This window comes from Microvirga massiliensis (assembly GCF_001006805.1).
GTDB classification, from domain to species: Bacteria; Pseudomonadota; Alphaproteobacteria; order Rhizobiales; family Beijerinckiaceae; genus Microvirga; species Microvirga massiliensis.
Map to the genome: position 1 here is coordinate 173059 of NZ_LN811361.1, position 24019 is coordinate 197077.

Consider the following 24019-nt stretch of genomic DNA (forward strand, 5'->3'; position numbering starts at 1 on the left):
GCGTCCATGCTCGGACGGAAGTGGCAGAAGAGGCTCGATGAGAACCCATTCGGCATCGGTCAGATCCGTTTCGTAACGCAACCCATCGCGGCTATATTGCCGCCGAGTGGTCGGGGTCCACATTGCAGTTCCAGAAAAGGCTTAGACAACCCCTCGGAATCACGTCAACCACGGCCACTCAACCCCTTTCGGGACGGGCTCTAACATTTAGGAGCGATGGCCTGAGCAAAACCACGAGATATTGGGTTTTCGAGCAACTCTCGCGCGGGCTCTTGCACTTTTAAGTTCAGATCGGCTCGGTGCCAGGAAATTCACTCGGAGACCACGGTTCCCGAGATCTGCCACTTCAAAGCGACTGGTGACGCTAGAAACATCGTGTTCAAACTTCCATTCATGGAAGGGCTCGTGGAGGACGACAAGCCATGGCTCTTACCGCTTCACGCTCCTTCCTCGCAGGGGGCATCGCCGCGAGGTTTCCGCGACTACCGTCCAATCTTGGTAGCCGGGAAGGGCAATGCAGTCGGATAATCGGGTAGCATCCCGGTCAGCAGCCGCAGCGACGTTTGGGGGACGGCAGGCAAGTGGGCTTCTCGCGGGTAGTCCGGGATATTCTACGTAATCACGATATTCCGGTATTGATCAATGCCGAATTTCCCAGTTTCCTCGTTTCCAAGGTTCGGGCACTGTTCAACAATGCTGGACCTGTCGTGTATTGAACAATTCCAGAAGGAAAATAGTAGTAATAGATCTCGCCTCTGGCCTTGACCTCCTACCAACCGATAAGCCAATTCCAGTCGGGCACCAGTGCCGGTCGGTCGTCATCACCGAAGTAGAGGTCGATGTCGATCCAACTCTCCAGCGCGCCGGGGTTGTAGCTGCCCCTCCCCCGAACGCGCTTGATGATGTCGCAACCCATTGCCTTGCCGCCTTGGCCTCCGGCAGCGCGGATAAAAACATTACCGTCAAAATCGAGTGCGACATCGACATGAAATGAGGCATGTCGGAGAATATCACCGTATCGCGGTCGGTTATCCTTGGTTGACTTGATCCAGGCGTTTTCCTTGCCTGCGTCCCTGACGATTTTCTTCAGATCAAAATCACCCAGATATTTCTTTGAACCCAGTTTCGTGCCGTACCAGCCGGTGAAGCCGTTGCAGCCCGTCATGATGCCGCCAGAAGCCCAGTTGTCGATCAGTCGCTTATGGGTGAGACCAGTCATCTCGGTATATTTGTCGGCAGTTGAACCATTAGACGTGATGATCTTGTCTCCCGGCAAAGCCGCATTCAGGATTTATCGTGCCTTGTCACGTATCGCGGACATATCTGTCTCACTCGTTGAGCGGCTATCACACCGCCGGAGGTCGGCTCACGACAACCCAAGCGGACGGTGTTAAGAGTGCGGGACAGCCCCCCTTTGAGCCAGATTGTCCGTTTATTCGTTCTGCCGATACGGATCGAAAGGCCCGACCTCCGCCAGAAGTAGATGCGTAATTCGGTCAGCAGTTCCCACGGTCATTAATTCCACCAATGGCTTTTGAGCAGGTACAATAGGTGTCCGAGAGGATCGAGGATTTCACCGAGATCGGATGAGAGTGATGGCGATCGCCTGCGCAGTACAGCTGATTATCGCAATACGTGAGATCGCGAGACCGTAGCTAGGGCTAATGCTGAAGGTCCGGTGCCCGTGGGCGCGTTGAACGTCAATGGATATGTCCAGAAGCTTTCTGGCGCGACTAACTGGGCGGAGAACGAGGGATAATTCTTTAACTGGGATGACACCTACCCGATCATCGACGCACACTTCGTCCAATCATTGTGGGAATGGCGCAGGACCGGACTGTCGAGGCTGCCGGAGAGAGGCTAGGGAGACCAGCCTCATACTGAAAGGCGAGATCGACTGGCTTGCCGATCGACTTCTGGGAGGGGTGTTCAAGCCCGAGTGGATGAAAGTGCTGCGCCGGATCATGAAGAGGAAAGCGGGATGATCGGATAACTCGTTGGTGCAGACATCCAGCTAGATTGGATCGGTTGTCGCTGTTTTAGTTCGGTCTCGGCGAGGTCGTGGAGTTCACCATGACACGTGCTTTCTGAACGGGCGGGCGGCTAGGATAGTAATCGAGCGAGGACATGATGCGGGTCGTCGAACATGCGCGACAGGAGCGGGAGGAGTGGCGACTGGGTGTGCTCACACGCATGCGGGTTTCCGTCCTGACTGGCTCTGCACAGTTATGCGTCTTCGAGCAATGGTGCGATCCCGGCTGTGGGGCACCTACCCATCTGCATGCCGTGGAAGAGGTGCTGACCGTACTTGCAGGTCACGCTGAGGTCTGGGTCGGCAAGGAACGAGCCTCAATAACGGCCGGGCAGTCCGTGATCGTTCCGGCAGGCTACCAGCACGGCTTTCGCAATACCGGGGAGGCAGTGCTGCACATTGAAGCGACGCTTGCCGCACCCATGTTCGAGGCCGCCTTCGAGGACCTGCACGAGGCAGGGCGACGCTGGCTTCCGGGCGAGATCGGACAGCCGTGATACGGCACGTCTTACCCGGATGCATTGGTGCGTGCGCCTGTCAACCCATTTTCACGTACCTCTGCACGCATGGAAGGTGATCCGGCGGGCGTGGACGGTCGCGGGAGAAGTGAAACGATAATAGTTCGGGCCAAGCATGCCCGGGCAGGCCAATTGTCAGGCCGCGCGCTGCTGGGCAGCCATTCTGACCTCGTGCAGCAGGATGTCTGCCGGAAGGGGGCGCGGGAGAAAGCTGCCGTTGCCGGGCACGTCCGCGGGGCGCAGATGCCGAACCCGGCCCGAGGTTATTACCAGCCCGATTGAGGGCCATCTGAGATGGACGCTTCGCGCAAGCTCCAGGGCGTCCGTTCCCTCAGCTACGTCGAGATCGGCCACCATGACCCGCACATCGGGCCGAGCCTCAAGGATGCTCCACACCGCCTCCGGGCTCTCCGCCTCGACGACTTCGAAGCCTGCCTCGCCCAAGAAGACGGCCACGCGCGTGCGGATCACAGGCTCATGCTCTACCAGCAAAACCGTCGCGCGTGCGCAAAAATCATGGGCTTCCATGCTGCAACCCCCGCCCTGGTCCCTTAAGGGAATCGTTGCCAGCGGCACGAGTTCCCACCTTCATCGCCGAAATGAAGACTCAAGAGCAGTGGCGACGCTCTCCCTCTGCCAGCTATAGTGCATGTCCGCCATTTCGGATGGACTCATGCCAGTCTCATATAATCTGTCGGGTCGGACAGCGGTCGTCACGGGCGGCTCGAAAGGAATTGGCCGAGCCATTGCGGAGCAACTGACAGGCTCTGGCGCACAGACTTGGGTCTGGGATATCGCCCCGCCCCAGGACCTCGACGGTGTGGGTTTCGCCCCGGTCGATGTCACGAATGCCGACCAGATCGCGCGTGCCATCGGGAGCATGCTCGCCGAGACCTCCAGGATCGACATCCTGGTGAACAATGCGGGCTTTACGGGCGGCTCAGCTTCGGTCGAGGAGTTCGACCCTGTACAATGGCGGCGCGTGATCGATGTGAACCTTACCGGCGTCTTCGAGGTCTCGCGTCAGGTCGTGCCGGTCATGCGGCGCTCGGGCTGGGGCCGGATCGTCAACATCGCCTCACTCGCGGGCAAGGAAGGCACTTCGAACCTCTCGGCCTACTCCGCCGCCAAAGCAGGCGTGATCGCCTTTACGAAGTCGCTCGCCAAGGAATTGGCCGACACGAGCATCCGCGTGAACAGCGTTGCTCCAGCCGCGATCAAGACCGACATCCTGGAGCAGATGGCCCGTGAAATGGTAGAAGCCATGATCGCGAAAAGCCCGATGAAGCGCCTGGGCACCGTCAACGAGGTGGCCGACCTCGTCCTGTGGCTGTGCTCAGAGGCGTGCTCGTTCAACACGGGCGCAGTTTTCGATCTATCGGGTGGTCGGGCAACTTATTGAGGTTACGACTGCCGACGCTCGCAGGGTAGTCGAGAGCCGTACAGAAGACCGCAACCGAGTGAAAAATGGCCCGGAGGATGATCCTCCGGGCCGCCTTGATCCCCGTGGAAGCGCGAGTTTGAAGTGCAAGTATCAGTGACGCTGGCGAAGACCACGATGACCTCCAGGTCGCCGTCGGCGTTCATATCGCGATCCACCCCGCAGCCGTCGGTTCCGTGCTCGATGGCGGTGTCCTGAAGATCGTCGATGAGGACACGTTCTACGCCACCCAGTTGCGGAAGGAGGAGCGTGCCCACATCCCAGCCACGAAGCAGCGGGGGTCCAAGTGTCTGTTGGCAAGTTTGTTGCGGTGCGGCAACTGCATATCCGTCAAAGGTCCGGATACGACCGGGAAGATGTGAATCCAGTGCTCGCTCCACCAGTAGCGGAGACCCGTAGTAGTCGTTATCCCAACAGGTTGGGGGTTCAAAACGTAGGTTGGGGAACGATGGTAGCGGAGGACGGATTTGAACCGCCGACACAAGGATTATGATTCCTCTGCTCTGACCAACTGAGCTACTCCGCCCCAGGGCCAGGGCGCCTGCGGGCGCCCGGTGTCAGATGCGAGCGATATAGGGAAGAGGGCTCTGCGGTGTCAAGGAAGGGAGCGACGAGAACTTAGCGCGTCGCGCCATTGGTTCCCCCGCCCGGACCGGCCCATCCGCCCGGATCACGTCACCTTGCGGACTCGCATGAGCTTGAAGAAGCCCGCCGGGAACAGGGACCTCAACTCGACCACCTGCATGCCGCCGTGGCGCGCCGCCCAGGCTTCGATGCGAGACGCCTTGAAATCCGAGCTCCAGCCGATCTTGGCGACGAGCGGTGCGGAGATCTCCTCGATCTTCGCGAGCGGACCCCGCTCCTGGCCGAAATGGTTCGCGAGCACGATTTCGCCCCCGGGACGCAGCACCCTTGCGAATTCCGTGAGGGCCGCCTCGGGGTCGGGCACGAGCGTGATGAGGAACTGCGCCGTCACGGCATCGAAGGTCTGGTCCGGGAAACGCAGCTTGGTGACATCCATCACCTGCAGGCTCTTCACGTGCGAGAATCCCCGCAGCTTCACCTTCTCCTGGGCGCGCCGGAGCATGTCCTCCGAGAGGTCGACACCCGTGACCTCCGCATAGGCAGGATAGTAGCCGAGCGACAGGCCCGTTCCGACCCCGGCCTCGAGCACCTTCGGCCCGCAGGCCATCGCGGCGGCCACGGCCGCCCGGGCTGCCGGCTCGGTCAGCTTATCGTAGACAACATCGTAAACCGGCGCCCAGCGTGCATAGGCCTTGCGCATCAGCGCCGTCGTCGATGCTGCGTCCGTCATCCCCGATCCTTGCATGGTGAATGTGTCTCAGGCTGCTGCCGCCGGCGTCGCCATGGCCTCGGCCCGGGCGATCGTTCCGCCGCCGAGAACTCGCGCACGCGGCGCATCGCTGTCATAGATCACGCAGGCCTGCCCCGGCGAGACACCGTCCTCCGGGTCGAGCAGTTCGACCTGCGCGCCGTCAGGCCCCATACGCAGCAGCGCCAGGCGAGGTGCGCGTGTGGAACGCACCCGCACGGCAACCTCGAGGCCATCCGTGCGGATGGCGTCCAGGGGCGTGTCGCCCAGCCAGTTCACATCGGCGAGCCGAATGGTGCGGGTCTGGAGAGCCTCGCGGGGGCCGACGACCACGCGCGCGTTCTCGGCATCGAGCCGCAGCACGTAGAGCGGCCCTCCGATCGACAGCTTGAGCCCCCGCCGCTGGCCGACCGTGTAATGGATGATTCCCTCGTGATGGCCTAGGAGCCGCCCATCCGCATGGACGATCTCGCCGGGCCTGATGGCGCCCGGGCGAAGCTTCGCGATGACGTCGCCGTAGCGGCCCTGCGACACGAAGCAGATATCCTGGCTGTCGGCCTTGTCCGCCACGCCAAGCCCGAGCTCGCGCGCCAGGGCGCGTGTTTCGTCCTTCCCGCGCTCGCCCAGAGGAAAGCGCAGGAGTTCGAGCTGCTCCGCCGTCGTGGCATAGAGGAAATAGCTCTGGTCGCGCTCGGGATCGGCTGCCCGGTAGAGGGCGCGCCGGCCGTCCGGGAGCGCACGGCTCGCCACGTAATGCCCGGTTGCAAGAGCCGCAGCCCCGAGGTCCCGTGCCGTAGCGAGGAGATCCCGGAACTTGATGGCGCGGTTGCATTCCACGCAGGGGATCGGCGTCTCGCCCGAGAGGTAGCTGTCCGCGAAGCGGTCCATCACCTCCTCGCGGAAGCGGGACTCATAGTCGAGGACGTAGTGCGGAATGCCGATCGTCTCCGCGACGCGGCGGGCATCATGGATGTCCTGGCCGGCGCAGCAGGCACCCTTTCGGTGAAGCGCCGCCCCGTGATCGTAGAGCTGCAGGGTAATTCCGACGACGTCATAGCCCTCCCGCTTCAGCAGGGCGGCAACGACGGATGAATCGACACCGCCGGACATCGCGACGACGACGCGCGTCTGGGCAGGATCGGAGGGGAGATCCAACGAGTTGAGCATGGCTCCGTCCGGGAACGCCGTTCAAGGCGGCGCCTGGCAGGCTTTGAACAGCCTTTCTATAGCGATCCGGCCCTTCGGGTTCCAGGGCAACACCGGGCAAAATCTGCCGCGCCGGGCCGATCCTGCCGAGTCAGGGTATTTGGCCTGGGAACAGCACTCACGACCTTCTTATTAGAAATCAATGTCTTAGTCGCAATGCCGGCCTTGGCCCGTCCCTTGCCCCTGGTGAGCGAAGACTTGCTCCAGAAGTTGGGCCATGCGCCAGACCACGACCTCCCCGAACCTGCCGCTCGATCCGGTGATGACGACGCCGCGATCGCGCGCCGCGGCTCCGAAAACACGGGAGCCCTTCCTGATCCCCGAGCACCGTCCGGAAGCGCCTGGTGCTCGCCGGGCATTGCCGGCAAGGCCGGAAGCCTCCTCCTTTGGCCAGGCTCGGGCAGAGTCTCGCTCGACCGAGCGCACCGAGAGGCGGGAGCCCACCCGTGGACAGCGCCCGGACAAGCCTCGCGACAGTGCCCGCCCGTCCGATGCGGTGCCACGCGCCGGCCGTGCCGAGCCCTCCCGTGATGGCCACCCGCTCCGCGAGAGCGGGAATGAGACATGCGATAAGGTCGCGAAGTGCCCCGAAGAGGCCGAAGAGAGCGTCGCAAAGGCCGCTCCCGAAGCCACGCCCGCGATCGAGACAGCGTCCGAAGAGGCGAATAGTCGCGCGAGCGAGTTCGCCGAGCTGGAAGTGGATGAAGCCGGCCCAACCGCTCTCGAAATCACGGAGCAGGCCGAGACGGAGAGCCATCCCGAAGGGCAGCAGGCCGTGCCGACGCCGGAGGTGGAAGCCAGAAGCCTCGTGACGACCGGGCCGGCGCCAGCGGCCTCGCCGCACGTGCAGGCGGGCTCCTCTTCAGAGGCGGCCTTGCCGGAAACCGAGACCAGCCTCCAGGCTGCTCTCGGAGCCGCCGGCGAAGGGCCTGCGCGCAGCAAACCGGACTCTGGTGGAACGAGCTCACACCCCATGGGGCCCCCGACCGAGCCCTCTCCCGAACCAGGCTCCGGCCCGTCGCATAGCGGCGCGCGTCCGGAGGGCCTGTCTTCCCAAGCCCTTACGCAGGCCGCCGACGCCGCGCAGGATCGCGGAATCCAGACGGCGCTCCTCGCTACGAGTTCACCTGGTGCCGCAGCGGACTCGACACGGGCCTCTCCCCATGCCGCTCCTGCCATCGAGAAGCCGCATCCCGTCACACCGCCCATGCCGCTCGGAGCCGTGCCGATCGAAATCGGCCTGAAGAGCTTGGCCGGCCTGAACCGGTTCGAGATCCGTCTCGATCCGGCCGAGTTGGGCCGGATCGACGTGCAGCTGGAAATTGGCGGCGATGGCGAGGTGAAGGCCCACCTCACAGTCGATCGGGTCGAAACACTGGCCCTGCTCCAGCGCGATGCGCGCACTTTGGAGCGGGCATTCGAACAGGCCGGGTTGAAGCCGTCCGAAGGCGGGATCGATTTGACCCTGCGTGACCAGGCCGGCGATCCCGAAGGGCGCGGAGCCCGTGACGGGCGCAGAGACGACAGCGTAGCCACGCCGGATCGCGAAGGAACGGATCAGCACGCTGAAAGCCAAAATGCGGCGGCAGCCGCTTCGCGGCCATTGCACTGGCGCAATGGCATCGACGTTCGGGTGTAAGGGAGGCCTTCATGGCAGCGGGGATCGGAGCGGCCGGGGCCGCCGGCACAACCGGGACACAGACTGTGGACCGGCAGACGATCGCGCAGAATTTCGACGCGTTCCTTCTTCTCCTGACGACGCAGTTGCAGAACCAGAATCCCCTCGAGCCGCTCGACACCAATCAATTCACACAGCAGCTCGTGCAATTCGCGAGCGTCGAGCAGCAGATCAAGTCGAACGAAACCCTGAACGCCCTGCTCGCGAGCTCGCGCTCCTCGATCGTCTCGACGGCAGCGGGTTTCGTCGGCATGCAGATCACGGCAGATGGCGCTACGAGCGAGTTGAAGAACAGTCGCGCCGAGTGGCGCCTGACCCTTCCACGCGCAGCCTCGGCAGCGATCACAATCCGTGATCTCGAAGGCAATGTGGTCGCGAACGAGACGAAGAGCTTCAATGCGGGAGCGCAAAGCTATGTCTGGAACGGACGCACTTCGACGGGTCAGTCCGCACCGCCCGGACGCTATACGATCACGGTGACGGGCCGCGATGCGACGGGCCAGACGATCGGCATCAAGACGGAAATCTCGGGCCGTGTCGACAGCGTCGACATGACGGGTGAAGAACCCATACTTTCGCTCGGCGGCGTGAGTGTACCGCTTTCGAACGTCAAGACGATTGCGGGAGCAAGCGAATAGAACGCAGTAACCAGCCTCTCCGGCCGATCACCGAGTGTCTTGGAACGACATCGGGCGCACGCGTCGGCGTTTACGGAAACTCAAGAAGCGTGGCCTAACGTCACGGACGACTAGGTCAGTCTGAGTTTGTGTGAGCGTATCATGACCGAGCCTCATCGCCCGAGGGCAAAATATGTCATCGGGCCTGACGGTAGCCCTCTGACGATTGCGGATCTTCCCCCGTCCAACACACGGCGATGGGTGATCCGCCGCAAGGCCGAAGTAGTGGCCGCTGTTCGCGGTGGTCTCCTGAGCCTCGAGGAGGCCTGTCAGCGCTACACGCTGACGACCGAGGAATTCCTCAGCTGGCAGCTCTCGATCGACCAGCACGGCCTCGCAGGTCTGCGCACCACACGCATTCAGCATTACCGGCAGTAACCGGTTCCGGAACTCTCGGAAGCGGAAGTCGCTGCTCTTCGAGCAGCGCTTTCGCGCGTTCGCGGCAACGCGATACGGCTCGTTTGCCTCTCGGAGGGATTGACGGCCAAGCCTGATCCGGAGAGTGCCGAATGCGTTGCGGTCAAGGCCTGGGCCAGCCGCAAGCCACACGGCCCCGGTCCATCGCGCGGCTATTGCAGTGTCGGGGTTGAGGGTCGGCGCCGACGCGGCGCCTTCGGTGCGATCGCTTCCGCCGCGACGGCAGCCTGAGGACTGGCGCGGCGGCGCGGCCGCTTTGCAGCCGGTTCCGAAGCAGCCGGCTCGGCTGGCGAAACGGAATCTACGACGGGCTGCGCTTCCGGGCGAGCCGCGAGTTCCCGGCGTGCCGTATGCCAGTGCTCTTCGGCGCGGCCATCGACACGGCCCTCCTGCTCCCAGAGCTGATAGGCCCGCTCGCGGATCAATTGTTCGAAGTCATCAGTCATGAAAATTCACCATCCGGCTTGCGCCAGACGACGCGGGTCCGGATGCGCAAGGTCTTCGCTCGATCGGAGAGAAGAACTGAATCGGTTCCTGATTCCTGTCAATCACCCATCATCGGGAAAAGCGGGCGCAGTCTGCCGGCCTGCATCCGGATCATCTCGCCGCCACGATGCACAGAGAGTGCATCTGCGATCGACGACTTTCCTTGAAGCTTGGCTCTTTTGTCTATAGGTCTCACGCAAAGCGGATCCCTGAAACATCGAGCAACAGCACCGGAGCCGCCCATATGAGTCCAAGCCCCTCTCCGGCCCCATCGCTTTCGGAGGCTGGCTGCCGGAACAGACTCCTCCACTGGAGTGTTCTGCCTTCACCCCTCTCGTCGAGGGTTCCATCCGATGGTCAGTGATCGTGAGGTATCAGTGGTAACGGCGGATCGTCCCTCTATCCTGCCAGTCGAGTCAGGTGGGTCGCCGTCTGTAAAGCAACTGTTCAACGGCACGCCGGAGGAGCCCGAAAGGCATGCCAGGTCCGGGTCCAAGTCAGGCCCACGGCTGGTCGTCGTGTCAAATCGTGTTCCCTCGACGAAAGACGGGACTGCAAGCGCAGGTGGCCTCGCGGTCGCCCTCGAGGGCGCACTGAGGAGCCATGGCGGATTGTGGTTCGGGTGGTCCGGCAAGACCGTGGACCGCGCGCCCGACCCGCCGGAGATCGTGCAGTCCGGGAATATCACCTTCGCGGTCATGGATCTGCCGAAGCGCGATTTCGATCTCTATTACGGCGGCTTCGCGAACCGTGCCCTCTGGCCGATCTGCCACTATCGGCTCGATCTCATGCAGATCGATCGCAATCACACGGAGGGATATTTTCGCGTCAATCGCGCCTTCGCGCAGGCGCTGGCGCCGCTGCTGCGGCCGGACGACGTGATCTGGATTCACGATTATCATTTCATCCCGCTCGCCGCCGAACTCCGGGCGCTGGGATTCCGCAACCGGATGGGATTCTTCCTTCACATCCCCTGGCCTCCGTCGGACATCGCGAGTGCCCTCCCAGCTTACTGTGATCTTCTTCAAGGGCTCGCGTCCTACGATGTCGTCGGATTTCATACGCCGCAGGACGCAGACAATTTCCGCGGCTGCCTCATCCGCGAGAAGATCGGCCAACCGATCGAGGGCGGAAGTTACAAGGTCGGCGATCACCGCTTCCAGATCGGCGTCTTTCCCGTCGGCATCGATCACGCCGCATTCTCGGAAACTGCCCGAGCGGCACAGCAGAATCCACTGGTGCGCCGGATGCGCTCGAGCATGGGCGATCGGGCGCTCATCATCGGCGTCGATCGCCTCGACTATTCGAAAGGAATCCGGGAACGGATCGAGGCCTTCTCGTGCTTCATCCGCTCGAATCCCGGCTTTCGCAATCGCGTGACCTATCTGCAGGTCACTCCGAAATCTCGCTCCGAGGTGCCCGAATATAAACGCATGCAGCATGAGATTGCCGAGCACGCCGGCTGGACGAACGGCAATCTCGGCGAGGTCGATTGGACTCCGATCCGCTATGTCAACCGGTCCGTCGGACACAGGGCGCTCGCGGGCCTCTATCGCATGGCGCGCGTCGGCCTCGTCACGCCGCTGCGCGATGGCATGAACCTCGTCGCGAAGGAATACGTCGCCGCTCAGGACGGCAACGATCCCGGGGTGCTCATCCTGTCGCGCTTCGCGGGCGCCGCGTACGAGCTCGAAGAAGCGATTCTCGTGAACCCGTATGACACCGAAGGGACGGCGGCCGCGATCGCACGAGCGCTGAACATGTCGCTCCAGGAACGGAGGGATCGCTGGAGCGCCATGATGGCACGGCTGCAGGCCAACGGCGTCGACGACTGGTGTCGCAATTTTCTGAACGCTCTGGCCAGTGATCTGGTCGCCGGAGCGCCCGCCGCCGGTCCTGTCGAGCCCGGTCGACGCAAGTCGTCCTCGCGCGCCCGCACGGCACCCATGCCGGGCTGAACATGTATCGCCTCGATGATGGCGCCCCCCTGCCGCTTGGTGCGGCATGGGACGGTAAGGGCGTGAATTTTGCCTTGTTCTCCCGGCACGCCGAGCGTGTCGAGCTATGCCTGTTTGATCCGTCGGGCCGGCGCGAGATTGCACGGATCACCCTGCCCCGATGCACGGATCAGATATGGCACGGCTATGTTCACGGCATCCTCCCGGGCCAGCTCTATGGCTACCGTGTCCATGGCCCTTATGAGCCGCGTCTTGGCCATCGGTTCAACCCGCACAAGCTCCTGATCGATCCCTATGCACGCCTCCTGCAGGGGCGAATCCGCTGGCATGACGCCCTGTTCGGCTACCGCCCGGGGGCTCACCGCGGCGACCTCACGATCGATCGTCGCGACAGTGCACCGATGATGCCGAAATGCATCGTCGAGGACCCGGCCTATCACTGGGGCGATGACCGCCCCCCGCGAACCCCGTGGATTGATACCGTGATCTACGAGGCCCACGTGAAGGGGCTGACGGCCCTGCACGAGGGCATTCCGGATCAGATCCGCGGAACCTTTGCCGCGCTTGCGCATCCGGCGATCGTCGAGCATCTCGTGAAGCTCGGCATCACGAGCATCGAACTGCTGCCGATCCACGCCTTCTCGGATGACCGGTTTCTCGTCGAGAAAGGTCTCCGGAACTACTGGGGATATTCCACGCTCGCCTACTTCGCGCCGGAGCCGCGCTATCTCGGAGAGGCCGGCGTCATCGGATTCAAGAGCGCGATACGCGCGCTGCACGACGCGGGAATCGAGGTTATTCTCGACGTCGTCTACAACCACACGGCCGAGGGAAACCAACTCGGCCCGACGCTGTCGTTCCGGGGCATCGATAACGCGAGCTACTACAAGCTCTCTCCGGAAAATCCGCGCTTCTACTGGGATGCGACAGGCACCGGCAACACCCTGAATCTCGATCACCCGCGTGTCCTGCAGATGGTGCTCGACTCGCTCCGGCATTGGGTCGAGAACTATCACATCGACGGCTTCCGTTTCGATCTCGCGACGAGCCTCGCCCGCGAGCCCTACGGCTTCTCGGAGCGCGCAGGCGTCCTGCGCGCCATCGGCCAGGATCCGGTGCTCGGCCGCGTGAAGCTCATCGCCGAACCCTGGGATGTCGGCGAAGGCGGTTACCGCGTGGGCGGGTTTCCGCCCGGGTGGAGCGAGTGGAATGATCAGTTCCGCGACACGGTCCGGTCCTTCTGGCGCAATGATCCCGGCCAGCTTCCGAGGCTGACCCAGGTCATGACCGGATCACGGGAGATCTTCGAGCCATCGGGACGCCATCCCTGGGCCTCGATCAACTTCGTGTGCTCGCACGACGGCTTCACGCTTCAGGACCTCGTCAGCTACAACGAACGGCATAACGAAGCCAATGGCGAAGACAACCAGGATGGCCATCCGCACAATCTCTCCTGGAACTGCGGCGTAGAGGGGCCCACGGACGACCCGGAGATTCTCGAACTGAGGGCGCGCCAGAAGCGCAACCTGCTTGCAACACTGTTCCTGTCGCAGGGGGTTCCCATGCTTCTCATGGGTGACGAGCTTTCGCGAACGCAGGACGGCAACAACAACGCCTATGCACAGGACAACGAGACCAGCTGGCTCGACTGGGAGGAAACGGCCGAACTCGATCCCGACCTGCTTTCCTTCACGCGATCGCTGATCACTCTCCGTCGTCGCTTCGATGCCTTCCGGCGGCGCGCCTTCCTGACCGGCGCCATCGTTCCGAGAAACGGGCTCAGGGACGTCTATTGGCTCGCACCCGAAGGACGCGAGATGACAATCGAGGACTGGAACGACGGTCTCCGGCGCACCATCGGCATGCAGCTCGGGAACGATGCGGCAGATGGGCAGCGCTTTCTGCTTCTCCTGAATGCCGCGCCGGATCCGATCGAGTTTCACCTCTCGAAGGAATTTCCGAACGGTTCATGGGTCCAGATCTTCGATACGGCGTTGTCCCAAGGACTCGTCCGGGACGCTCCCGAGATTCTGAAACCCGGTGGATCGTTCCCGCTCGAGCCTCGTCATCTCGTCCTGTTCCAGCATGGCGGCTAGAGTAAGGCCCGGAGTGACCGGCCCGGTTTTTTGAAACACCTATTCAGAGACAGAGACTTCCGCCCACCAGCAATCCCGCCTGAAGCAATATCGCTCTGATGGAGAGGCCTATGCGGCGTGCTCATGCAATGCCCTTCGGAGCAGAGATGACGGCCGGCGGCACTCGCTTCGCCCTCTGGGCCCCGACCGCCCAGGACGTCTCGCTCCTTCTCGACGGTGCAGAAATACCCATGCCCGAGGCGCAGGGCGGCTGGCGTGAGTTCGTCGCGCCGAGCGCGCGTGCCGGCAGCCGCTATGGATTCCGAATCGATGGCAAGCTCGTCGTGCCGGATCCGGCATCACGCTGGCAACCGGACGACGTCCACGGCCTGAGCCAGGTCATCGACCCTCGTGCCTACGACTGGTCCGATGCGGGCTGGAAGGGCCGCCCGTGGGAGGAGACGGTTCTCTACGAGCTCCATGTCGGAACCGTCACCCGGGAAGGAACCTTCGCAGCGCTGACGGGCAAGCTCGATGCGCTGAAGGAAACCGGGATCACGGCTATCGAGTTCATGCCGATCGCCGATTTCCCGGGGCGCCGCGGATGGGGTTACGACGGCGTACTTCCCTTTGCGCCGGATGCCGCCTACGGCGCGCCCGACGACCTCAAGCGCCTCATCGACCGCGCGCATGTGATCGGCATGATGGTCTTCCTCGACGTCGTCTACAATCATTTCGGACCGTCCGGAAACTACCTTCACGCTTACGCGGAGAAGTTCTTCACGGATCGCCACCAGACGCCTTGGGGTGCGGGCATCAATTTCGATGGCACCAATGGGCGCACCGTCCGCGACTTCTTCGTGCATAATGCGCTGTACTGGCTTGAGGAATACCACATCGACGGTCTGCGCCTCGATGCAGTCCATGCCATTCTGGACGACAGCGAAACCCACATTCTCGGAGAGATTGCAACACGGGCGCGAAATGCCTTTCCGGATCGCGAGATCCACCTCGTGCTCGAGAACGATGCGAATGAAGCGCGCTGGCTCGAGCGTGGGCGCGATCACCGTCCGAAGCTCTATACCGCGCAATGGAACGACGACCTGCACCATTGCTGGCACACGCTCCTGACCGGCGAGTCGGATGGCTATTACGTCGATTATGCGGTTCGTCTCCTCGAGCGCCTCGGCCGCGCCCTCGCCGAAGGTTTCGTATACCAGGGAGAGGGCTCCGCCCATCGGCAGGGCGAGCCTCGCGGTGAGCCCTCGAAGCATCTCCCGCCATCGGCCTTCATTTCGTTTCTCCAGAACCACGATCAGATCGGCAACCGCGCCTACGGAGATCGGCTCACGTCACTGACCCCGCCCGAGCGTCTTTCCCTGGCAAGAGCGGGCTTGCTCCTTGCACCGCAGATTCCGCTCATCTTCATGGGCGAGGAATGGGCCTCCTCGACACCGTTCCTCTTCTTCGTCGATTTCTCCGACGACGAGCCCCTCGCCAAAGCGGTACGAGAAGGACGACGGCGGGAATTCGCGGCCTTCAGGTCGTTCGGCGAGCACGGCGAAGTCCGGGAGATTCCCGACCCCACACGAGAGGACAGCCTTCGCCAGTCATGCCTCGACTGGTCCGAGGCCACGCTGGAGCCTCATGCCGGTGCCCTCGCCGAGACCCGCACCCTCCTCGCGATACGGCAGCGCGAGATCGTGCCTCTGACGCTGACCCGCTTCCGCGGAGCGGCCTATCGGGAGCCGGAACCGGGTGTGCTCGACGTCGTCTGGCAGTTCGATGGAGGAACACTCCGCCTGCTCGCGAATTTCAGCGATGCAGGGGCCGAAGTTCAGCTTGACGAGAGCCTCCATCTGATCTGGCAGAGCCCGGGTATCGTGCGCGACGAGAGCGTCTCGCTGCCATCCTGGGCCGGGCTGTTCGCCAAAGGGACTGCGGGATGAATGAGCACAGCGATCTGATCCGCCGCGCAGCCGCGCTCGTCGGCATAGCAGCAGATTATCGCGATCTGGCGGGGCGGACCGTCGAGACTTCCCTGTCCACACAGGCAGCAATCCTCGCCGGGTTCGGGCTCGAGGTCGGCTCTCCCGAGGCTGCCCGGCGCACGCTCGCCCGGCTCGAAGAAACGAAGCACGGACTGGTTGCCCCCGTCACGCCGATCCTGGCCCATCGGCCTGCCCGCATCCCGGTGCGCGGAGCGCAGGGGGACGCCGCGACTTGGCGCATCACCGAGGAGAGCGGCACCAACCGTGAGGGCCGGTCGATCCTGCAGGCCACGGAACAGGGCCCGGTGGTTCAGATCTCCGCGCTGCCCGCCGGCTATCACCGCTTGCGGATCAATGTCGGCGGGCTCAGTGGGGAAACCACCCTGATTGCCGCCCCGCGCCGTTGCTGGGAGCCCGCGACCTTCCGTGAGGGCGCACGCCTCTGGGGGACGACTGCCCAGGTCTATTCCCTGCGCTCCTCGCACGACCTCGGAATCGGCGATTACAGTGACGTCGCCGAAGCGGCTGCCGGTACTGCAGCCCTCGGGGCTTCCTTCCTCGGGCTCAGCCCGGTCCATGCGCTCTTCGCCGCGGATCGCAGCAAGATCTCGCCCTACTCGCCCTCCTCGCGCCTGTTCCTCGAAACGCTGTTCATCGATCCGACCACGGTCGACGGATTCCTCGAGAGCGGCGGCGCCGACCTCCTGAACGACTCCGACTGGAAAGACAGGCTCGCCGCGCTTCGTGAAACGCCGCTCGTCGATCATGCCGGCGTCTGGGAACTCAAGCGCCGCCTTCTCGATGCGCTCTGGGCCTTCTTCCAGAAGACCGGCATGGATCCGGACTTCACTGCATTCCGCAGGCGCGGAGGCGAAGCGCTCCGGTCCCATGCAACCTTCGAAGCTCTGTCCGAGCATTTTCGCCAGGAAGGCCGATGGTGGGTCGGAGACTGGCCGGACGACTTCAAGCGGGCCGACGCGCCGGAGGTGCGCGCGTTCCGCGAGACGCATGCCGAGCGCGTCGCGTTTCACAGCTGGCTCCAGTGGCTCGCCGACCGGCAACTCGGCGACGTGGCGGAACGAGCGCGCGCAGCAGGGATGGAGATCGGCCTCTACCGCGATCTCGCTGTTGGGGCGGATGCCGGCGGATCGGAGATCTGGTCGCATCCCGACCGCTTCGCGCCGAGCCTTTCGGCGGGAGCACCGCCGGATCCGTTCGGCCCATTCGGCCAGAAATGGGGCCTGCCGCCTCTGAACCCTCTGACGCTCGAAGCGCAGGGGCTCGCCGCGTTCCGCGCGCTCGTGGCGGCAAACATGCGCCATGCCGGCGCTATCCGTATCGACCATGCCTTCCAGCTGCAGCGGCTGTTCGTCATCCCCTCAGATGCGCCGGCCACGGAGGGCGCTTATGTCGCCTACCCGTTCGAAGCGATGCTGGCTGTCCTGCGCGTGGAAAGCCACCGCGCGCGAAGCCTCGTGATCGCGGAGGATCTCGGGACGGCCCCCGAGGGCTTTTCTGAAGCCATCATGGCCTCGGGCGTCCTGAGCTATCGCGTTCTCTGGTTCGAGCGCGAGGAAGACGGTCGCTTCAAGCGGCCGCGAGACTATCCGCGGTCTGCGCTCGCCGTGTTCACGACCCACGATCTCCCGACCTTCAAGGGCTGGTGGAGAGGCCTCGATATCGATCTGCGGCAGACCCTCGGGACCTATGACCAAGCTCGGGCAGAAGCGGAGCGTGCCGGCCGGAGCAGTGATCTCGACCATTTCCGGGCAGCTCTCGCCGCGGAGGGACTGACACCTCCGCCTGATCGATCGGATGAGCCTCCTCTCGAGGCCATGATGCGGTATCTCACACGAACGCCTTCGGTGCTCGTCGGGATGCAATGGGAGGATGCGGCGGGCGAGCTCAACCAAGCGAACCTGCCCGGCCTCGATGAGAAATACCCGAACTGGCAGCGCAAGCTTGGGGCGGATCTCGAATCCATCCTGGCGCCGGGCGCCGAACTCGCCAAGCTCGCCGCTGCTCTCGCATCCGAGGGCCGCGGAGAAGCTCCCCGACCGGGTGCGCTGGCGTCACCGCCCCCGCGGGCAACCTATCGTCTGCAGTTCCACGAGCAGTTCACTTTCGACGATGCGGCACGAATCGTGCCGTATCTCGCCCGCCTCGGGATCAGCCATCTCTATGCCTCTCCTATCCAGGCCGCGCGACCCGGATCGCAGCACGGCTACGACATCGTCGACCACAGCCTGATCAACCCGGAGCTCGGGGGAGAGGAAGGATTCCGGCGCCTGACCGATCGCCTCCGGGAGCATGGGCTCGGGCTCGTTCTCGACATTGTCCCGAATCACATGGGCATCGGGGGCTCCGACAATGCCTGGTGGCTCTCCGTCCTCGAATGGGGCGAGCTCTCGCCCCACGGCGATGCGTTCGATATCGACTGGGAGCGCCTCGGGGCGAACCACAATCTGATCGTCCCGTTCCTCGGCGACCGCTATGGCGAGGCCCTCGAAGAGGGGGAACTCCGTCTCACGTTCGACCCGGATGAAGGGAGCTTCAGCGTCTGGCATTGGGAGCACCGCTTTCCGATCTGCCCCCTGAGCTACCCGATCGTGCTCGACCGAGCCCTCGCGGCGATGGCCGACGACGTGGGCAGCGCCCGTTCGGAACTCATGGCGATCAGCGAACGGTTGCGCGCCATGGACGAGGAGGCCTCGGCAGAGCGGCGGGCTGCCTTCCCGCTGGAATGCGCGGCCTTGAAGGAGCGGATCGCGGAGGCCGCCCGCAGTTCGCCGGCCGTCCGCCAAGGCATCGAGCGGGCCCTTTCCCTCGTGAACGGAGCCGTCGGACATCCCGAAAGCTTCGGGACTTTGCACCGGATCCTGGAGGCGCAATCCTACCGGCTGGCCTATTGGCGTGTTGCCGCAAGCGACATCAACTATCGCCGCTTCTTCGATATCAATTCCCTTGCCGGCATTCGCATCGAGGATCCAGACATCTTCGTCCGCTCCCACGAGCTGATCTTCCGGCTGGTGCGCGAAGGACGGGTCCAGGGGTTGCGAATCGACCATATCGATGGTCTGGCCGATCCAGAGGGCTACGTTCGTGCTCTGCAGAGCGAGGTCGGTCCGGGCTTCTACATCGTCGTGGAGAAGATCCTCGGCCCGGGCGAAAGCCTCCGGAATTGGCCCATCGCGGGAACGACGGGCTACGAGGCCTTGAACGTTCTCGACGGTGTTTTCGTCGACGCTACCGCGGCCGAACGCTTCGATCAGATCTATCGCGGCTTTACCGGACTCGACGAAAGCTACAGCGCGCTGCTGCATCACACCAAGGCCGAGCTTCTCGAAGCGAGCTTCGCCAGCGAGCTCGAAGTGCTCGTCTCCGACCTGAAACGCCTCGCCGATGCCGATCGACGCACGCGCGATTACACGCAACTGGCGATCCGGCGCGCACTCGTCGAGATTATTGCTCGTTTCCCGGTCTATCGAAGCTACCTGACGGACGCGGAGCCGGCGCCCGAGGACCGGATGCTGATCGAGGAGACCGTTGCTGCGGCGAAACGGACGAGCAGCCTTCCGGACCGCACGGTGCACGATTTCATCATGACGGCCGTCCTCGGAAACCTGGAGAGCGAGGCCCGCATCACGAAACCAGAGCTCATAGACGAATTCCGCCGGCGCTTTCAGCAACTGACCGGTCCCGTCATGGCCAAGAGCCTCGAGGACACGCTGTTCTACCGCTACGTGCGTCTGCTCTCCCTGAACGAAGTCGGCGGCCACCCGGACCATTTCGGCGTCAGGCTCGACGAATTCCACCGCTTCAACCTCGAGCGAGAGACGGCTTGGCCGCATGCGATGATCGCAACCTCGACGCACGACACAAAGCGGGGCGAAGATGCGAGGACGCGCCTCAATGCGCTGTCCGAGATGCCGGACGCGTGGGATGAGGCTATCGAGCGCTGGAAGCAGATCGCTCACCCTCTGCTTTCAAGTGACGGCGACGATGTGCCGGACGCGAACGACCAGTATCTCCTCCTGCAGGCGATCCTCGGCGCCTGGCCGGTCGAGCTTCTTGGAGACGACACCCGTGACGATGCGATTGCGGCCTTTCGCGAGCGCGTCGAGGAATTCATCATCAAGGCACTGCGAGAATCAAAGCGCCACACCAGCTGGGTTCACCAGGACGAGGGTTACGAGACGGCAAGCCTCCGCCTCGTGCGCGGGCTTCTGCATCCCGGGGCGAAATTCCTGGTCGCATTCAAACCGCTGGCACGCCGCCTAGCTTTCGCGGGTATGCTGGCCAGCCTCTCGCGATCCATCCTGAAGTGCACGTTGCCGGGCGTGCCCGATCTTTATCAGGGCACGGAGTTCTGGGACCTGTCCTTCGTGGATCCCGACAACAGGCGGCCCGTCGACTACGAGGCACGCATACGAAGCCTGGGATCCTCGGGAGCACCCGGTGACCTTTTTGCATCCTGGCCGGACGCGCGAATCAAGCAGTCCACCCTGACAGCGCTCCTCGCGGATCGAGCGGAATCTCCCGCGCTCTATGCAAACGGCGACTACCGCCCCATCAGGGCTCAGGGCCCCAGGGCGCGGAATGTCCTTTCATTCGTCAGGACTTGCGGCGACGAGCAGCTTGCCGTGACGGTTCCGCGCCTCGTCGGCGCCATTGCGGAGGAGGCTGCTTCCGTCGCTCCTATATTCGCGCAGACCAGCCTGCCTCTTCCGAAAGAGCAATGGCGCGATATCATAACCGGCGACCATCACGAGATTCACGGGAACGGCATTGCAGTGACGGAACTCTTCTCGAAGCTTCCGTTTTCAGTTCTGAGGGCGATGACATGAACAAGCTGGAGACGAGGGCGATTGCGGCCCAGCAGGTCGAGCCCGCACGGAACGAGCCAGGACCGCGCATCTACAACCTGTTTCCGCTGCTCGTCGGCTCGGTCTCAGCATGGATTGCGGAACTCCCGCGCATCGCGCGGATGAATTTCGACTGGGTATACCTCAATCCGTTCCACGAGACTGGAGCCTCGCAGAGTCTGTACGCGATCAAGAACCCATTTCGCCTCGATCAGCGTTTCCGGGATCCGGGCGAGGAGGACGACGAGTCGCAGATCCGGCGCTTTGTCGAAGCCGCATCGTCCCAACGCCTCAAGGTGATGACGGATCTCGTCATCAATCATACTTCCCAGGACGCGGATCTCGCGCGCGACCGTCCAGATCTGTACCTGCGCGACAGCTCGGGGCGGTTGCTCAGCCCGTTCGCCGTGGATCCCGACGATCCGACGATCCGCACGGTCTGGGAGGATCTTGCGGAACTCGACCTCGAGAATCCGTCTGTATCCGACGAGTTGCTCGCCTATTGGGACGGGTATGTCGGCCGTCTGCAGCAACTCGGCGTCAAGGGATTTCGGTGCGATGCTGCCTACAAGGTCCCGCCACGGATTTGGCGTGGCTTGATTTCGGCCGCCAAGAAGCGGGATCCGGAGTGCAGCTTCGTTGCCGAAACATTGGGCTGCACACTCGACGAAGCAAAGGCGACGGCCGGCGCGGGCTTCGATTTCCTGTTCAACAGCTTCGCGTGGTGGGACCTCCACAAGCCGTGGGCGCTCGCTCAATACGAGCAGTTACGCACGATCGCGCCGTCAATCGCGTTTCCGGAGAACCACGATATGCCGCGCGCTGCGGCGGCCCTGAGCGATGATCCGGACGCAATCGCAGACGCCTTGAAGGCGCGCTATGCGCTGGCCGCGTTCTTCTCGAGCGGCGTTCTCATGCCGATCGGCTACGAATGGGGTTACCGACGCTCTTTGCATGTGGTGAACACGACGCCGGGCGACCGGGAGATGACCGGGACCGACATCTCCGATTTCATCGGCGCCGTCAATGCGCGGCGTGCGGAACTCGTGCCCCTCAACCGTGAGGGCGCACAATGGGCGCTCACCGCGCAGGATTCTCGTCTCGTGGCCCTGCTGCGTCTCGATTCAGGCCATGTGGAAGGAGCCCAATCGGCGACCCTCGTGCTTGCTAATCCGACGTCCTCCGTTCTGGAGATCGAGCCCGCACATCTGATCAGCCGGACGGGCGGCCTGTTCGGAGCATTCGAGGATCGGACACCCGATCGTACCCCGCTCGAATTCGCTTCGGGCTCGCCCGTGACGCTCGAGCCGCACGATGTGCGCATTTTCCTGGCCAGGCGCGCAGTTCCGGCAAAACCACGGTCCCGCCCTCGCCAGCCGGATGGCGCCGGGAGAGTCGTGATCGAGAATATCTGGCCCGAGATCGACAACGGCCGCGCAGCCGTCAAGCGGGTGGTCGGCGAGACTCTCGAGGTATGGGCCGATATCTTCTCGGACGGGCACGATAAGATCGATGCGGCTGTCGCCTATCGCGGTGTCGGAGAGCTCGAGTGGCGCAGCGCACCAATGCATTTCGTCGACAACGACCGGTGGAGCGGCTCCTTTCCACTCGAGCGCAACACTCGCTACCAGTATGTGATCGAGGCTTGGCGGGACCCGTTCGGATCCTGGTTCGACGAGATCACCAAGAAGCGGGCTGCCGGCCAGAATGTCCGCCTCGAGACGATCGAGGGGGTCCGGATCATTGAGGAAGCGGCATCCCTGGCGCAAGGACCCGACGCGAAGGCGCTTGCCGCGCTTCTCGACCAGTTGCGAAGCAAGCCGGAGGGCTCGGAGGAGCAACTCGCCCTCATGCTCGACGAGGCGAATTTCGAGCTCATCGATCGCAACGCGGAGCGGCAGAATCTTTCTCGGAGCGAGTCCCGCGAGGTCGTGGCTGATCGCCTGGCTGCCCGGTTCTCGGCCTGGTACGAGATCTTCCCGCGCTCGCAATCCGGGGACCCGAACCGGCACGGTACTTTCGATGACGTCATTGCCCGCCTGCCTTTGATCAAGGATCTCGGCTTCGACGTCCTCTACTTCACGCCGATCCACCCGATCGGGCAAACGAACCGCAAGGGCCGCAACAATACCCTCACGCCAAAGCCGGGAGATCCGGGCAGTGTCTACGCGATCGGCTCTGAGGCGGGTGGACACCAAGCCGTTCATCCCGAGCTCGGAACGATCGCCGACTTCCAGCGCCTCGTCGCCGCGGCCCATGAATATGGCCTCGAGATCGCGCTCGATTTTGCCATCCAGTGCTCGCCGGATCACCCCTGGATCAAGGAGCATCCGGAATGGTTCGACTGGCGCCCCGACGGAACGATCAAGTTCGCCGAGAATCCGCCCAAGAAATACGAGGACATCGTCAACGTCCACTTCTATGGCGACTCCTTGCCGTCCCTCTGGATCGAATTGCGCGACGTCGTGCTGTTCTGGGTATCACAGGGGGTCAAGATTTTTCGGGTCGACAATCCGCACACGAAACCGATCCCGTTCTGGGAATGGATGATCGCGGACGTCAACAGCCGGCACCCCGACGTGATCTTCCTCGCCGAGGCGTTCACGCGCCCGAAGATGATGAGGAAGCTGGCGAAGATCGGATTCCAGCAATCCTATACCTACTTCACGTGGCGGAACACCAAGCACGAGCTCATGGAATACATGACCGAGCTCGCCCACTCGCCCATGAGTGAATATTACCGCCCCAATTTCTTCGCCAATACGCCGGACATCAATCCGCGCTATCTCCAGACGAGCGGGCGGGCAGGCTTCGTGGTGCGCGGCACGCTCGCGGCCACGTTATCCAGCGTCTATGGCATCTACAACGGCTTCGAGCTGTGCGAAGGCACGCCGATCCCCGGCAAGGAGGAGTATCTCGACTCCGAGAAATACGAGTTGAAGGCGTGGGATTACGACCGCCCCGGAAACATCGCGGATCACATCCGCCGACTGAACAGGATCCGCCGCGAGAATCCTGCCCTCTGGGACTTCCGCAATATCCTCTTCCTCAATGCCTGGAACGACCAGATCCTCGCCTATGCGCGCATGACGAAGGAGAAAGACAATTGCATCCTCGCCCTCGTCAACCTCGATCCTCATAACCGCCAGGAATGCACATACGAGGTGCCGCTTTGGGAATTCGGCCTTCCCGACCACGGCTCGATCGATGCGGAGGACCTTTTGGCGGGCGGGCGCCTCACGCTCCGTGGTAAGACCCACCGCATCGCGCTGGACCCCGAGCAGCGTCCCGTCGTGATCTGGCGCCTGATCCCGCCCGGAAACGGGACGTAACTTGCAATGA

General features: G+C 63.2%; 16 protein-coding genes and 1 tRNA gene. 10 read left to right on the forward strand and 7 right to left on the reverse strand.

Features of this window, described 5'->3' with window-relative positions; genetic code table 11:
* On the reverse strand, positions 1–123 hold a 123-nt coding region (locus BN1233_RS47450), incomplete at its 3' end, for a transposase (RefSeq protein ID WP_046867408.1).
* Between the two features lie 646 nt (positions 124–769).
* Positions 770–1276, reverse strand: a complete 507-nt coding sequence (locus BN1233_RS30420) for a hypothetical protein (RefSeq protein ID WP_046867409.1) — start codon at positions 1274–1276, stop codon at positions 770–772.
* A gap of 851 nt (positions 1277–2127) precedes the next feature.
* On the opposite strand from BN1233_RS30420, the gene BN1233_RS30425 reads away from it, so the two are divergent.
* Positions 2128–2529, forward strand: coding sequence for a cupin domain-containing protein (locus BN1233_RS30425; protein WP_342341676.1), 402 nt, complete (start codon positions 2128–2130; stop codon positions 2527–2529).
* A gap of 156 nt (positions 2530–2685) precedes the next feature.
* On the opposite strand, the gene BN1233_RS30430 is transcribed toward BN1233_RS30425, so the two are convergent.
* The gene (locus tag BN1233_RS30430; protein ID WP_046867411.1) at positions 2686–3078 is read right to left on the reverse strand and encodes a DNA-binding transcriptional response regulator; all 393 of its coding nucleotides are present in this window, start codon (positions 3076–3078) and stop codon (positions 2686–2688) included.
* 145 nt (positions 3079–3223) lie between these two features.
* Here BN1233_RS30430 and BN1233_RS30435 point away from each other — a divergent pair, with 145 nt between their 5' ends.
* Positions 3224–3952 carry an SDR family oxidoreductase gene (locus BN1233_RS30435; protein ID WP_046867412.1) on the forward strand — a complete coding sequence of 243 codons (729 nt, stop codon included), beginning with the start codon at positions 3224–3226 and terminating at the stop codon, positions 3950–3952.
* A 488-nt stretch (positions 3953–4440) separates the two neighbouring features.
* Here BN1233_RS30435 and BN1233_RS30445 read toward each other — a convergent pair.
* The 3 genes from BN1233_RS30445 to mnmA all read right to left on the reverse strand — a co-directional run bounded on the left by BN1233_RS30445 (position 4441) and on the right by mnmA (position 6491).
* Positions 4441–4517 (reverse strand) — tRNA-Met (locus tag BN1233_RS30445).
* A gap of 144 nt (positions 4518–4661) precedes the next feature.
* A complete protein-coding gene (locus BN1233_RS30450; protein WP_046867515.1) occupies positions 4662–5306 on the reverse strand; it encodes a class I SAM-dependent methyltransferase in 645 nt (214 codons plus the stop codon).
* Positions 5307–5333: 27 nt separating this feature from the next.
* A complete protein-coding gene (mnmA, locus tag BN1233_RS30455) occupies positions 5334–6491 on the reverse strand; it encodes a tRNA 2-thiouridine(34) synthase MnmA (protein WP_046867414.1) in 1158 nt (385 codons plus the stop codon).
* Between the two features lie 256 nt (positions 6492–6747).
* On the opposite strand from mnmA, the gene BN1233_RS43470 reads away from it, so the two are divergent.
* The 3 genes from BN1233_RS43470 to sciP all read left to right on the forward strand — a co-directional run bounded on the left by BN1233_RS43470 (position 6748) and on the right by sciP (position 9263).
* Entirely contained in the window at positions 6748–8169 is a 1422-nt protein-coding gene (locus tag BN1233_RS43470) for a flagellar hook-length control protein FliK (RefSeq protein WP_048708678.1), read from the forward strand.
* 11 nt (positions 8170–8180) lie between these two features.
* Positions 8181–8846, forward strand: a complete 666-nt coding sequence (locus BN1233_RS30465; RefSeq protein WP_046867415.1) for a flagellar hook assembly protein FlgD — start codon at positions 8181–8183, stop codon at positions 8844–8846.
* A gap of 141 nt (positions 8847–8987) precedes the next feature.
* A complete protein-coding gene (gene sciP, locus BN1233_RS30470; RefSeq protein ID WP_046867416.1) occupies positions 8988–9263 on the forward strand; it encodes a CtrA inhibitor SciP in 276 nt (91 codons plus the stop codon).
* A gap of 191 nt (positions 9264–9454) precedes the next feature.
* Here the strand turns inward: sciP and BN1233_RS30475 are convergent, their stop codons facing one another.
* Positions 9455–9748, reverse strand: a complete 294-nt coding sequence (locus tag BN1233_RS30475) for a DUF2934 domain-containing protein (protein ID WP_048708681.1) — start codon at positions 9746–9748, stop codon at positions 9455–9457.
* Between the two features lie 558 nt (positions 9749–10306).
* Here BN1233_RS30475 and otsA point away from each other — a divergent pair.
* The 5 genes from otsA (at position 10307) to BN1233_RS30500 (ending at position 24009) form a co-directional block, all read left to right on the forward strand.
* The gene (gene otsA / locus BN1233_RS30480; RefSeq protein WP_244470812.1) at positions 10307–11746 is read left to right on the forward strand and encodes an alpha,alpha-trehalose-phosphate synthase (UDP-forming); all 1440 of its coding nucleotides are present in this window, start codon (positions 10307–10309) and stop codon (positions 11744–11746) included.
* A gap of 2 nt (positions 11747–11748) precedes the next feature.
* A complete protein-coding gene (glgX, locus tag BN1233_RS30485) occupies positions 11749–13842 on the forward strand; it encodes a glycogen debranching protein GlgX (protein ID WP_046867417.1) in 2094 nt (697 codons plus the stop codon).
* Between the two features lie 110 nt (positions 13843–13952).
* On the forward strand, positions 13953–15770 hold the full coding sequence (gene treZ / locus BN1233_RS30490; protein ID WP_046867418.1) for a malto-oligosyltrehalose trehalohydrolase: 1818 nt from the start codon (positions 13953–13955) through the stop codon (positions 15768–15770).
* Positions 15767–20659, forward strand: coding sequence for a malto-oligosyltrehalose synthase (locus BN1233_RS30495; RefSeq protein ID WP_046867419.1), 4893 nt, complete (start codon positions 15767–15769; stop codon positions 20657–20659). The genes treZ and BN1233_RS30495 overlap by 4 nt, the downstream gene beginning before the upstream one ends.
* Complete coding sequence (locus BN1233_RS30500) at positions 20656–24009, forward strand: maltotransferase domain-containing protein (RefSeq protein WP_052763985.1); 3354 nt, start codon at positions 20656–20658, stop codon at positions 24007–24009. The genes BN1233_RS30495 and BN1233_RS30500 overlap by 4 nt, the downstream gene beginning before the upstream one ends.
* Positions 24010–24019 lie beyond the last annotated feature (10 nt).